At 62.2% G+C, this 13239-nt stretch carries 12 protein-coding genes and 1 tRNA gene; 5 read left to right on the top strand and 8 right to left on the bottom strand.

The window, feature by feature from the left end:
- Positions 1-327 precede the first annotated feature (327 nt).
- On the top strand, positions 328-567 hold the full coding sequence (locus tag ABWO90_RS11535; protein WP_353191368.1) for a DUF4224 domain-containing protein: 240 nt from the start codon (positions 328-330) through the stop codon (positions 565-567).
- Positions 564-1670, top strand: a complete 1107-nt coding sequence (locus ABWO90_RS11530; RefSeq protein WP_353191367.1) for a tyrosine-type recombinase/integrase — start codon at positions 564-566, stop codon at positions 1668-1670. Before ABWO90_RS11535 ends, ABWO90_RS11530 begins: the two co-directional genes overlap by 4 nt.
- Positions 1671-1740: 70 nt before the next feature.
- Here ABWO90_RS11530 and ABWO90_RS11525 read toward each other — a convergent pair.
- A tRNA-Pro gene (locus ABWO90_RS11525) sits at positions 1741-1817 on the bottom strand.
- Between the two features lie 178 nt (positions 1818-1995).
- Between ABWO90_RS11525 and ABWO90_RS11520 the strand changes: the two genes are divergently transcribed.
- Positions 1996-2472, top strand: a complete 477-nt coding sequence (locus ABWO90_RS11520) for a SixA phosphatase family protein (protein ID WP_353191537.1) — start codon at positions 1996-1998, stop codon at positions 2470-2472.
- A gap of 241 nt (positions 2473-2713) precedes the next feature.
- Positions 2714-3541, top strand: a complete 828-nt coding sequence (locus ABWO90_RS11515; RefSeq protein ID WP_353191366.1) for a GNAT family N-acetyltransferase — start codon at positions 2714-2716, stop codon at positions 3539-3541.
- Between the two features lie 94 nt (positions 3542-3635).
- On the opposite strand, the gene ppx is transcribed toward ABWO90_RS11515, so the two are convergent.
- Positions 3636-5168, bottom strand: a complete 1533-nt coding sequence (ppx, locus tag ABWO90_RS11510) for an exopolyphosphatase (RefSeq protein WP_353191365.1) — start codon at positions 5166-5168, stop codon at positions 3636-3638.
- 152 nt (positions 5169-5320) lie between these two features.
- On the opposite strand from ppx, the gene ppk1 reads away from it, so the two are divergent.
- The gene (gene ppk1 / locus ABWO90_RS11505) at positions 5321-7435 is read left to right on the top strand and encodes a polyphosphate kinase 1 (RefSeq protein WP_353191364.1); all 2115 of its coding nucleotides are present in this window, start codon (positions 5321-5323) and stop codon (positions 7433-7435) included.
- Positions 7436-7602: 167 nt separating this feature from the next.
- On the opposite strand, the gene phoR is transcribed toward ppk1, so the two are convergent.
- The 6 genes from phoR to pstC all read right to left on the bottom strand — a co-directional run bounded on the left by phoR (position 7603) and on the right by pstC (position 13222).
- On the bottom strand, positions 7603-8928 hold the full coding sequence (gene phoR / locus ABWO90_RS11500; RefSeq protein ID WP_353191363.1) for a phosphate regulon sensor histidine kinase PhoR: 1326 nt from the start codon (positions 8926-8928) through the stop codon (positions 7603-7605).
- A gap of 102 nt (positions 8929-9030) precedes the next feature.
- Positions 9031-9735 carry a phosphate regulon transcriptional regulator PhoB gene (gene phoB / locus ABWO90_RS11495; RefSeq protein ID WP_353191362.1) on the bottom strand — a complete coding sequence of 235 codons (705 nt, stop codon included), beginning with the start codon at positions 9733-9735 and terminating at the stop codon, positions 9031-9033.
- Between the two features lie 36 nt (positions 9736-9771).
- Positions 9772-10479 (bottom strand): phosphate signaling complex protein PhoU, encoded by a 708-nt coding sequence (gene phoU, locus ABWO90_RS11490; RefSeq protein ID WP_353191361.1) that lies wholly within the window; start codon positions 10477-10479, stop codon positions 9772-9774.
- Positions 10480-10501: 22 nt separating this feature from the next.
- Entirely contained in the window at positions 10502-11284 is a 783-nt protein-coding gene (pstB, locus tag ABWO90_RS11485) for a phosphate ABC transporter ATP-binding protein PstB (protein WP_023595192.1), read from the bottom strand.
- Between the two features lie 67 nt (positions 11285-11351).
- A complete protein-coding gene (gene pstA / locus ABWO90_RS11480; protein WP_353191360.1) occupies positions 11352-12248 on the bottom strand; it encodes a phosphate ABC transporter permease PstA in 897 nt (298 codons plus the stop codon).
- A complete protein-coding gene (gene pstC / locus ABWO90_RS11475; protein WP_353191359.1) occupies positions 12248-13222 on the bottom strand; it encodes a phosphate ABC transporter permease PstC in 975 nt (324 codons plus the stop codon). Before pstC ends, pstA begins: the two co-directional genes overlap by 1 nt.
- Between the last annotated feature and the right edge of the window lie 17 nt (positions 13223-13239).

The following is a 13239-nucleotide window of genomic DNA, read 5'->3' as shown; positions in this document are numbered from 1 at the left end:
GGCCACAACAAAGAGGGCCCATCGAGTGGATGAGCCCAGAATCCGCAACGCCGCGGGGGCGTGTATGTGCATTGCGGTCAGACGAGTTTAGTCAACGAAATGATCCGGACAAATAATCTGTCACAACCAAACGCCCGTTTGAACGTAGCGGCGTCGGCCACGGCCGAAGCACTGAAAGAGATTCTGCGGGTCACCGAGAGGGATTGGGGAATTTTGACGTAAGCGCCGCCGGCGCACGTATGGATAGCGGGGACGCCCTTGTTAGCGCGTCCCCGCTTGCGTTTGGAAACTGCCTGCGGAGCGCCGCCGGCGAACGGGGAGTAAAAAATGAACAGCCGATTGATCAGTGACGCGGATCTGGTCGAGATCACGGGCAAGAAACGCTGCTCAACGCAGGTTGCTTGGTTCAAGCAGCAATTCGGCATCGATGTCGTGACGCGCGCCAATGGTCACATCATCATGACGTGGGCGACGTTCGAAGCGCTCAGCGCGAAGAAGGCCGGTGTGCTTCCGTCGTCAGCGCCGCCGGTGCGGCCTGCACTCCACTCCGTGAGGCGGGCAGCATGAACGCGCGTCGCCGAAAAGCTCCAGACGGGTTGCCAAACCGTGTGTACGCGAAGCACGGTAGCTACTACTGGTTCAAGCCTGGCACTAATCGTTGGGTCAAGTTGTGCCGCGTCAGCGACGGCGAACCGGCAATGCTTGAGCGCCTGGCCAACGAGAAGCGGAAAGCCGAGTCAGCAACCGGGTCGGGCAACATTCCCGGCCTCGTCGACGACTATGTCGACCTGCACAAGAAGAAGCACAAAGAGAAGGCGTGGCCGCACTATGCGGAATACGTTAAGTCTTCGTTCCGCGATGTCGACGTTGATCAGGTGGACCCCGCTTACGTGGCTGAATTCTTAACTGGCAATTGGGACGGGAAGCTGCATATGCAGCGCGTGATGCGCGCGTTTCTTTCCGGCTTCTTCGCCTGGTGCATTCTCAAGCGCCACATGACGAGCAACCCATGCCGAGAGGTGAAGCTCAAGAAACCGAAAGCGCGGGATGTCTACATTACCGACGGACATTTCATCGCGATCAGAGATGCTCTCGCGAGAGAGGCGAACGGAAGGGAAGTGCGAAGCGGAGAGATGATGCAGTGCTTTGTGGATCTCTGCTATCTGACGATGCAGCGTTCGACCGATGTGCGGAATCTTCAGTGGGCCGATGTCGACCGCGACGCGAAGGTGATTCACTTCCAGCCATCGAAAACGGCAGACTCAACAGGCGCAGCCGTCGATTGGCCGATCACGCCGGAGATTGACGCTGTGCTGGAGAGGGCTCGTACCTTCGGGAAGGTCAAGGGCAAGCACGTCATCCACTCCCTCAGCGGGAAGCCATACGGCGCTACGGCGGTTCGGAGTGCCTGGGATCGCGCCTGCGTGAGGGCTGGACTTGGGGAGGCGGTCTATACCGTCAAGGACATCCGTGCGAAGGCACTGACGGATGCCGAGAGAGCCGGATACACGATGGAACAGCTGAGGGTGGCGGCAGCTCACTCCGACGTCAAGACGACCGAAATCTATCTCAAGTCCCGGCTGACGCCGACGAGCGTAATCCGCATGAATCTGCCAAAAGCTGGACAGATCGACAGCACTGTACAAGCACCGGATATTAGACGCAGTTAGACAGGATATTAGACAAACGAAAAACGCCCCTATGGGGCGCTCCGTAACTGCTTGTACTGCAAGGATTTTTTGGTCGGAGCGATAGGATTCGAACCTACGACCCTCTGATCCCAAATCAGATGCGCTACCAGGCTGCGCTACGCTCCGACGAAAGAGGTGAGATTCTAGTGGGTTCGGGCCGCCGCGTCAAATGGGCGCACATGGTCCGGGCAAATTTCCCTGCGTCACTGGCACAATAAGGGCTCGCGATTGTCTCGACGACGGTCACGCCGCCGCCACGAAACCCCGTCATAGTGAGAGGTTCACCATGTCCGAACCCGTGTCGATGAACCTGATTCTCTGGCGTCACGCCGACGCCGAAAACCTGCCAGCGGCCCTCGCCCTGAGCGCACAAGCCGATCTCGCCCGCGAACTCACCAACCGAGGTCACAAACAGGCCGAAAAGGCCGCCCAGTGGCTTCGCCCCCGCCTGCCGGACGACGCCATCATCCTCTCCAGCCCCGCCGTGCGCGCCGTCCAGACCGCCCAGGCCCTGACGCCCACGCCGCGCATCGTGCGCGACCTCGCCCCCGGCGCCAACGCCATGACCCTGCTCGGTGCCATCGACTGGCCAAGCACCGCCCAAACCGTCGTGGTGGTCGGCCACCAACCCTCGCTCGGCCAGCTCGCCGCGCTGCTCCTGAGCGGCCAGGAAGCCTACTGGACCATCAAGAAGTCAGGCATCTGGTGGCTCGCCTCGCGCCGCCGTGAAGACGAGAGCCAGGTCGTGGTGCGCGCCGTCATCAATCCTGACCTGCTCTGAACCACGCGTCGTCCGCCGGTGCGAGCCACGGCTCAATGCTCGCTCCCCGTCGCAAACCCGAAACATATTCGCGATTCCCACGACGAAGGCGCGGCAAAAAAACGGCTTGAAACGCCGAAGGAACGGGACCTGACTCATGACACTGCGCTTTTTGTCATAGAATTGTCGCCTACCGTTCACGGAATCGACATTGATGCTTTTTAAAGTACGTCGCAACGCGACCGTCAAAAAAAGGGCCTTTATGCGCGACCTGCCGAACCCCACCATGCCGCTCTCTTCGCTGACCCCCACGTCGCGGAGGCGTCTTCCTCGCCCTGAAACGTCTGTCAAACAGAATCTGGTCGTGGCGTGGGCACGCGACGAAAGCGAGCTTCGGGAAGCCCAGCGCCTGAGATATCAGGTCTTCGCGGAAGAAATGGGTGCATCGGTCAAAGGTCCGGCAGGCCTGGATGTCGACGAATACGACCAATATTGCGACCACCTGATCGTGCGCGATCAGGATTCGCTCAAGGTTGTCGGCACCTACCGCGTGTTGCCCCCGGCACAAGCCAAACGCCTCGGACGTTTGTACTCCGAAGGGGAGTTCGACCTCTCCCGCCTCGATCATCTGCGCCCGAAGATGCTCGAAACCGGCCGCTCGTGCGTCCATCCGGACTACCGCAATGGCGCCGTCATCATGGCACTCTGGAGCGGCCTCGCCGAGTACATGCTGCGTAACGGTCTGGAGACGATGCTCGGCTGCGCCAGCGTGCCGATGGCCGACGGCGGTCACTATGCCGCCAGCCTCTATCGCAAGCTCCAAGGCTCGGCGATGGCCCCTACCGAGTACCACGCCGTGCCGCGTATCGCCCTGCCCGTCGACGAACTGCAATCGACACTCGACGTGGAGCCGCCCGCACTGGTCAAGGGTTACCTGCGCCTGGGCGCCCGCATCTGCGGCGCACCGGCCTGGGATCCCGATTTCAATACCGCCGACTTCCTGACGTTGTTCCGTCTGGCCGACATGAACCCGCGCTACGCGCGACACTTCCTCGGACCGGACCTCATCAGCAAACTCCAACAAGCCTGACAGGCGACCTCCCCCCCCAAAGTATTTCGTCCCGACGAGGACAAAAAAGCCCGGCAGATGCCGGGCTTTTGCTTGGGCTTTGACCGCGCGGCGATCAGGCGTAGACCACCTTGTAACGCATGCCGATCTTCTCCCACTCCTGTGCCTCACGTTGCAGGCTGTAGTCGGTGAGCGGGTTGGCCTCGATCCATACGCGCGGCACCGACACCTGAAAGCCGTCGTCCAGGCGCTCGACCTCAATGCTGTCCGGCAGCGCATCGGTACGGCGGCGGCAGAACAGCACCGCCAGGCGCAGGCAGAACAACAGTTGCCAGTCGACCTGCTGCGCCTGCGACGCCAGCTTGCCCAGCTTGCCGACGTGGCCGAGGAGCAATTCCGCAAGCTTCGCCTGATCGGGGCGTGAGAAGCCCGGCATATCCGCGTTGCTGCCGATGTATGCCGAATGCTTGTGATAGGCGCTGTGCGAGATCGACAGGCCCATCTCATGCAACGACGCCGCCCAGTTCAGTAGTGCCTCGTCTTCCTCGCGCGTGTCGCTGCCCTCGTCGCCCTCGTCGCCTTCGGGCAGGTCGATCGGCAACTGACCGTACAGCGAGATCGCCAGACGCCCCACCCGCTCGGCCTGCGCCCTGTCCACGCCGTAGCGGCGCACGAACTGCTCGACGGTCACCGCGCGCATGTCCTGATGCTGCGTGCGACCCAGCAAGTCGTACATCACGCCCAGACGCAGCGCGGCGTCGGTCGTCTCCATATGGTCGACTTCGAGTTCGTTGAAGACGGACAGCATGATCGACAGACCGCCCGGCAGCACCGGAATACGGTCCTGCTTCAGGCCCGCCAGCTTGAGACGGTTGGCGTTCTCGGCCTTGATGAGCGCCCGCTTGAGCCGCTCCAGGCCGCCGCGCGTGAGCCCGTGAACGCCGCCGTCGTTGAACCCGTTGGCTTCGAGCAGCTCCGCAAGCGCGCGTGCCGTCCCCGACGAACCGATGGCCTGCGACCACCCGGCCTCCCGGTAAGCCGCCGAAATGATCTGGATTTCACGACGCGCCGCAAGCTCGGCCTGCTTCATTGCATACTCGTCGACGTTGCCGCTGGGAAAGAACTGCCGGCTGTGACTCACGCAGCCGATATACAGACTCTCCATGATGAGCGGCTCGTAGTCCTGCCCGATGATGAATTCCGTCGAGCCACCACCGATGTCCACGACCAGCCGGTTACCGGGGCAGGTGGGCACCGAGTGCGCCGCGCCTGCGTAGATCAGACGCGCCTCCTCCCGTCCGGCAATGACTTCGATGGGAAACCCGAGGGCGCGCTGCGCCTCGCCCAGAAAGTCCTGTGCGTTCTTGGCCACCCGCAAGGTATTGGTCGCCACCGCCCTTACCTGATCGGGGTGAAACCCACGCAGCCGTTCGCCAAAGCGCTTGAGCACCTCCCACCCGCGCTGCTGCGAGGGATGGTCGAGGTACTTTTCGGCATTCAGGCCGGCCGCCAGTCTGACCGGCTCGCGCAAGGCATCGACCTGATAGATCTGCGTGCCGGCGGAAGTCTCCTCGACACGTCCGATGATCAGGCGAAAGCTGTTCGAACCGAGATCGACGGCCGCAAGCAAGGGCGATGGGGTACTCATGTGGGGGTGCGCCTGAGCGAAGAGTGTCGAATAACACGATGCTTCACTGTAAAAGCATGACGTGCTCTCGACAAATAAATGACGAATACGTTACAAATCGAATATGACACGTCGTTGACAAATGTGAATGTCATATAACTGTAACAATACGGATGAAGAATTCACGCCAATCCCATGTCTTTCGCACGTTCAATATGAATTACCCGCTGCTCAATCGCGAGCTGGGCATCCTTGCGTTCAACGAACGCGTACTTGCCCAGGCGGCCGATCCGGCAACGCCACTGCTCGAGCGCCTGCGCTTCGTCTGTATCGTGAGTAGCAATCTGGATGAATTCTTCGAGATCCGCGTCGCCGGACTGAAGGAGCAGATGCGCGAGAATCCGGGCATGCTCACGCCCGACGGCATGACGTTCCAGCAAGTTTACACGCAAGTCTGTGCCCGGGCACAGGCGCTCGTGGAAAAGCAGTACGCCATGTTCGACAGCCTGCTGCCGCGTCTCGAAGCCGAGGGCATCGCCTTCCACCCGTCGGGCCAATGGAACGACGCCCAGGTCGAGTGGGCCCGCGACTACTTCCTGCGCGAACTCGTGCCGGTGCTCACGCCCATCGGGCTCGATCCGGCGCACCCGTTCCCGCGCGTGCTCAACAAGAGCCTGAACTTCGCCGTCGAACTCGACGGCAAGGACGCCTTCGGCCGTGACGCCGAGCTCGCCATCGTGCAGGCGCCCCGCGCCCTGCCCCGGCTGGTGCCGATGCCAGCCGAGCTGGCCCCCTTGCCCAACAGCTTCGTGCTGCTCAGCTCGCTCATGCTGCGCTTTGCCAGCGAACTGTTCCCGGGCCTCACGGCCAAGGGCTGCCATCAGTTCCGCGTGACCCGCAACAGCGACCTGTTCGTCGACGAAGACGAAATCACGAACCTGCGCACCGCGCTGCAAGGCGAACTGCCGGCACGCCACCTCGGCGACGCCGTACGCCTCGAAGTCGACGCCGGCGCGCCCTCGCGCCTCGTGCGCCGCCTGCAGACCGAATGCGGACTGACCGACTCCGACTGCTACCGCGTGAAAGGCCCCGTCAACCTGGTGCGCCTCATGTCGCTGCCGGAGATGGTCGACCGCCCGGACCTCAAGTTCGTGCCGTTCGTGCCCGCCCTGCCCAAGCGCATGAGCGCCTCGCCCGCCATGTTCGACCTGATCGACCAGGGCGATCTGCTGCTGCATCACCCCTACGACAGCTTCCAGCCGGTGCTGGAACTGCTGCTGCAAGCCGCCCGCGACCCCGATGTCGTGGCCATCAAGCAGACCATCTACCGCACCGGCAACGAGTCGGCGCTGATGGACGCCCTCATGGAAGCCGCACGCAACGGCAAGGAAGTCACCGTGGTGGTGGAGCTGCTGGCGCGCTTCGACGAAGAGACCAACATCAACTGGGCCGCCCGGCTCGAAGCCGTGGGGGCGCACGTGGTCTACGGTGTCGTCGGCCACAAGTGTCACGCCAAGATGCTGCTCGTGGTGCGCCGCACGCGTCACGGCAAGAAGACGTTCCTCAAACGCTACGTCCACCTCGGCACCGGCAACTACCACCCGCGCACGGCACGTCTGTACACGGACTTCGGGCTGATGACGGCCGACGAGGCGCTCTGCGCCGACGTCCACGTCGTCTTCCAGCAACTGACGGGCATCGGCCGCCAGACGCAGTTGAATGGCCTTTGGCAATCGCCCTTCACCATGCACACGCATCTGCTCGAAGCGATTCGTCGGGAAACAGAGGCCGCCGCGGCGGGCAAGAAGGCTCGCATCATCGCGAAGATGAACGCCTTGCTGGAGCCGACCATCATCGCCGAGTTGTACAAGGCGTCGCGTGCGGGCGTGAAGATCGACCTGATCGTGCGCGGCGTATGCTCGCTGCGCGCGGGCGTGCCGGGACTCTCGGAGAACATTACCGTACGCTCGATCGTCGGCCGTTTCCTCGAACATCATCGCATCTACTACTTCTATGCGAACGGTGATGAGCAGGTCATGCTCTCGAGCGCCGACTGGATGGAGCGCAACTTCTTCCGGCGTGTGGAAGTCGCCTTCCCGGTGCGCGAGAAGCGCCTGAAGGCTCGCGTGATTCGCGAGGGCCTGATGGTGCATCTGCGCGACAATACGGCCTCGTGGGTCATGCGTCCGGATGGCAATTACGTGCGACGCAAGCCGGGCAAGACACCGTTCAACAGCCAGATGATGCTGATGCAGGAAATCGCTCAGCATCCGCAGACCGGCAACTGAGCGACAGGCGTCGCGTCGAGCGTCATTCAACGGATGGAAAGGCAATTCAGGGGGCAAGCGCCCCCTTTTTTGCATTCAGCGGCCGGCCGTCGGGCACAAAAAAAAGGCGTCCGACCCGCAAGTCGAACGCCCTTTCATCAAAGGCAAACCGCACTCATCGCCGGCAGTCACGCGGCGGAGGCATCCACCGGTGCGCGATGCACCACACGCGTGGGCGGGAAGTGAATGGCAAACGTGCTGCCATGCCCCTCCTCGCTCGTCACCTTCAGATCGGCCTGATGGCGCGTGAGCACGTGCTTGACGATCGCCAGTCCGAGGCCGGTACCGCCGGTGTCGCGAGAACGGCTGCGATCGATGCGATAGAAGCGCTCCGTGAGTCGCGGAATGTGCTCGGCCGGAATTCCTAGCCCTGAGTCGATCACCGCGAAGCGAGCGCCGCCGTCGGGCGTTGCGCCCCATTCGATCCGGATCTTGCCGCCCTGCGGCGTATAACGCACCGCATTGCTCACGAGGTTGCTGAAGGCACTGTGCAACTCGCCTTCCGCACCGCGCAGATCCAGTCCTTCGACGCCCGAGACCTCGATCACGTGCCTGCCTTGCGAGAGCCCTTCCGCGTCGCTGCGTAACGAACGCATCTGCACGCCCATGTCGATGCGATCGTCCGACGGGGGTTTGCCGCTACCTTCGAGCTTCGCGAGCGTGAGCAGATCGTTCACGATGTTCTGCATGCGCGAGGCCTGCTGACGCATGATCTCGACGTAGCGCTGAATCTCCTCGGCAGAGAGCGGCAACTCGCCGACCGTCTCCAGGAAGCCCGAAAGCACGGTGAGCGGCGTCTTGAGTTCGTGGGATACGTTGGCCACGAAGTCGCGCCGCATCGCGTCGGTGCGCTCCAGATCGGTGACGTCGAGCGAGATGATGAGCTTGCGATTGTCGCCGTACGGGAACACCTGCATCGAGAGCACGTTGTTACGCTTCTGGCCCATGTGCTGCATGATCAGGGCCTCGTCGTAGCGCTCGGACGACAGGTAGTGAACGAACGCCGGCGTGCGCAGAAGATGGGTGATCTGCTGACGAAGATCCCGCTTCGCGTCGATACCGAAATGCGCCTCGGCAATCGCGTTGCACCACTCGATCTGATTCTGTTCGTCGAGCATGATCACGCCGTTGGGCGATGCCTGGATCGCCTGGATGAAGCGTGCGTGCTGTTGTTCCACCTGCTTGACCTGGTTATGCCAGCGCTTGGCCAGCTTGTGCAGACGGTAATAGATTTCGCCCCAGAGTCCGATGGCGCTCGGGACTTCGCCATAGACCGGCGCGTCGAGCAAGCGCCAGAGGCGCTGGGCGTGGTAGACGTTGAACAGGAGCTGCACCACCAGCAGAACAATGGCGGTGACATACCCCGCACTCGCGCCGAAAATCCAGCCCACGGCCACCGAGATGGCCGCTTGCAGGATCAGGAACGCCAGCGCACGGGCCCAGATGATATTCATAGACGATGCACAGGAATTTTGCCGCCCGCCGCCCACCGGGCGAGCACGGCCTTGGCCCGGCAGGCGTTGGCCGCCGGGCGCTGGGTGCGGCGCCTTGCGCCGTCAGACCGACTTCGTCAGACGGTAGCCGCTGCCGCGTACGGTCTCGATCATAGCATCGTGACCTGCCGGCTTGAGCGCGGCGCGAAGCCGCTTGATGTGGACGTCCACGGTGCGCTCTTCCACGAAAACGTGATCGCCCCACACCTGATCGAGCAACTGCGAGCGGCTGTGCACGCGCTCCGGATGCGTCATGAAGAAGTGCAGCAGACGGAACTCCGTCGGCCCCAGATCCAGCTTGATGCTGTCGCCGCTGTTCTGGTGGCTCGTGACACGGTGCGTGGCCGGGTCGAGTTTCAGGCCGTTCACGCTCACCACGTCTTCGGTCAGCTGCGGCGCACGACGGCGCAGCACGGCCTTGATACGCGCCATCAGCTCCTTGGGCGAGAAAGGCTTGGTGACGTAGTCGTCCGCACCGATCTCGAGGCCCATCACCTTGTCCTGCTCTTCGCTGCGCGCGGTGAGCATGATGATCGGCACGTGCTTGGTGCGCTCGTTCGCGCGCAGCTCACGCGCGAACGTCACGCCCGACTTGCCGGGGAGCATCCAGTCGAGCAGCACGAGGTCCGGCAGGACGTCACTGATCAACGTCAGCGCCTGCTCGGCGTTATACGCCCGGATCGGATAATGACCCGCGTGTTGAAGATTGACGGAGATCAGCTCGGAAATCGCCGGCTCGTCTTCCACGATCAGAATGCTGCTGGGCATCGGTTCCCTCTCAAACCTTCAGTAATGTCTGGCCTTTCATTCGCCTTGCACTTTGCGCTGCAGATCTTCGCGCGAAATGTGCCGGACGTCGGTGCCCTTGACGATGTAAATGATGAACTCGGCAATGTTCTTCGCATGGTCGCCGATACGCTCGACCGCCTTCGCGATGAACAGGAAATCCAGCCCGGCCGAAATGGTACGCGGGTCTTCCATCATGTACGTGACCAATTTTCGCACGAAGCCGCGGAATTCATTGTCGATCGCCTTGTCGTCACGCACGATTTCCGCCGCAGCCACCGCATCCAGGCGGGCGAAGGCGTCGAGCGTGCGGCGCAGCAGTTGTGCAGCCATCTCGCCCGAGAGCTTGATTTCGGCGAAATTGACACTCTGTGCGGCACCGTCTTCGAGCAGGTGACGGGTGCGCTTGGCGATCTTCTCGGCCTCGTCGCCGGCGCGCTCGAGGTTCGTGATCGTCTTGGAGATCGAGATCAGCAGGCGCAGGTCGCGCGCGGTCGGCTGGCGGCGAGCGATGATCTTGCTGCACTCTTCGTCGATCTCGACTTCCATCGTGTTCAGGCGATGCTCGTTGGCAATCACTTCGTCCACCAGCGCACGGTCGAAGTTGTTGAGCGCCTGCATGGCCGTGACGATCTGCGATTCGACCAGGCCGCCCATTTCGAGGACGCGCGAGCTAACCTGATTCAGGTCGGAGTCGAACTGGCTGGAAAGGTGTTTGTCGTTCATGTCGCTGATTTCCTCGTGGGCATCAACCGAAACGGCCGGTGATGTAGTCTTCGGTCTCTTTACGGTCCGGCTTGATGAAGATCTTCTCGGTCTCGCCGAACTCGATCAGCTCGCCCAGATACATGTAAGCCGTGAAGTCCGAGCAACGTGCCGCCTGCTGCATGTTGTGCGTCACGATCACGACCGTGTAGTCGTCCTTCAATTCCGCGATCAGCTCTTCGATGCGCCCCGTCGAGATCGGGTCGAGTGCCGAGCACGGCTCGTCGAGCAGCAGCACTTCCGGACGAATCGCAATGCCGCGAGCAATGCACAGACGCTGTTGCTGACCGCCCGACAGGCCGTAGCCCGACTGCTGGAGCTTGTCCTTGACTTCGCTCCACAGCGCGGCCTTGGTCAGTGCCCACTCCACGCGGTCGTCCATTTCCGAGCGCGAGAGCTTTTCGAACAGGCGCACACCGAACGCGATGTTGTCGTAGATCGACATCGGGAACGGCGTGGGCTTCTGGAACACCATGCCGACCTTCGCGCGCAGCAGCGCGATGTCCTGCTTGCTGGTGAGCAGGTTCTCGCCGTCCATGTTGATTTCGCCCTCGGCGCGTTGCTCCGGATACAGGGCGTACATCTTGTTGAACGTGCGCAGCAGCGTCGACTTGCCGCAGCCCGACGGGCCGATGAAGGCCGTCACCTTGCGGTCGGGAATGCGCAGGTTGATGTTCTTGAGCGCGTGATACTTGTCGTAGAAGAAGTTCAGGTTCTTGACTTCGATCTTCGAGGGCAACTTGATTTCTTGGGTCGGGTTCGTCATGTTCGTCTCAACCGTCATGTGTGCGTGGTGTCGTCGGGTGGTGTCGTTTCGCGTGTCTGTTTGCCAATCACTTCTTGGCAAACAGCATGCGCGCCAGAATGTTCAGGAACAGCACCCCGAGGGTGATGATGAACACACCCGCCCAGGCAAGGGCCTGCCACTCCGCAAACGGGCTCATCGCAAATTTGAAGATCGTGACCGGCAGGTTGGCCATCGGCTGGTTCAGGTTCAGCGACCAGAACTGGTTCGACAGCGCAGTGAAGAGCAGCGGCGCCGTTTCGCCGGCGATACGTGCGACAGCCAGCAGCACGCCCGTCACGATGCCCGCAATCGACGCCTTCAACGTGATCTTGACGATGATGCGCCACTTCGGCGTGCCCAGCGCGAAGGCCGCTTCACGCAGGTTGTTCGGCACCAGCCGGAGCATGTTCTCGGTCGTGCGGATCACGATCGGAATCTGCAGCAGCGCGAGCGCCACGATACCGGCCCAGGCCGAGAAGTGCCCCATGCGGGCCACCACCAGCGCATACACGAACAGACCGATCACGATCGACGGCGCCGAGAGCAGAATGTCGTTGATGAAGCGCGTGAGGCTGGCAAGCCACGACTTCTGACCGTACTCGGCCAGGTACACACCTGCCAGAATCCCCAGCGGCGTACCGAGGAAGGTAGCGACGCCCACCATCACGACGCTGCCCACGATGGCGTTCGCCAGACCGCCCCCTGCCGTGCCCGGCGGCGGCGTCATCTCGGTGAACAGCGACAGCGACAGGCCGCCGATGCCCAGCGAGAGCGTGGTGTAGAGAATCCACAGCAACCAGGTCAGGCCAAATGCCATCGCCGCGAGCGACATGGCGATCGCGAACACGTTCTTGCGGCGGCGGTAGGCTTGCAGCCGCACGCGGGTAAAGGCGTCGGTGGGCTTCACGGCAGGCGTTTCCAGTTCGAACGCTTGTTGGGTCATTATTTACCTTCGCTTTTCTCGAGGCGCAGCAGCATGAGCTTGGACAGCGCCAGCACCACAAAGGTGATGAAGAAGAGGATCAGGCCGAGTTCCATGAGCGCTGCGGTGTGCAGTCCCGGGCCGGCTTCGGCGAATTCGTTGGCCAGTGCCGAGGTAATGCTGTTACCCGGCGAGAACAGCGATACGTTGTCGAGCAGGTTCGTGTTGCCGATCACGAACGTGACCGCCATCGTCTCGCCGAGCGCGCGGCCCAGGCCAAGCATGACGCCGCCGATGACACCCGTCTTCGTGAAGGGCAGCACGACGCGCCACATCACTTCCCAGGTCGTGCAGCCAATGCCGTAAGCCGACTCCTTGAGCAGCACCGGCGTGACTTCGAACACGTCGCGCATGACCGAGGCGATGTACGGAATGATCATGATCGCGAGGATCACGCCGGCCGACAGAATGCCGATGCCCAGCGGCGGGCCCTGGAACAGCGCGCCAATGATCGGCACGTTGCCAAGCAGCATTTGCAGGGGCTTCTGGAAGTACTGGCTGAAGATCGGGGCGAAGACCAGCAAGCCCCACATCCCGTAGACGATACTCGGGATGGCGGCAAGCAGCTCGATGGCCGTGCCGAGCGGGCGTCGCAGCCATACGGGCGAGAGTTCCGTCAAAAACAGGGCAATGCCGAAGCTGACCGGCACGGCGATGATGAGCGCGATCACGGAGGTGACGATCGTGCCGTAGATCGGCACGAGCGCGCCGAATTGATCTGCGGGAGGATCCCAGTCCTTCGTCCACAGGAAGGCAAAGCCAAATTTCTCGATCGACGGCAGCGCGCTGACGATCAGCGACACGATAATGCCACCGAGCAGGAGCAGCGTAATGAGTGCGGCGGCGCGGGTGAGCAGCGCGAAGAGAAAGTCGCCAACGGAAGACGGAGCGCGTTGGGCGCCCGATGTTGCGAGGGGGCTGGTGGCTTCTGCCATGATGTCGTCTCAGCGTG

This window comes from Pandoraea pnomenusa, assembly GCF_040391475.1.
In the GTDB taxonomy this organism is placed as follows: Bacteria; Pseudomonadota; Gammaproteobacteria; order Burkholderiales; family Burkholderiaceae; genus Pandoraea; species Pandoraea pnomenusa_C.
This window is presented reverse-complemented; position numbering and strand designations above follow the sequence as displayed.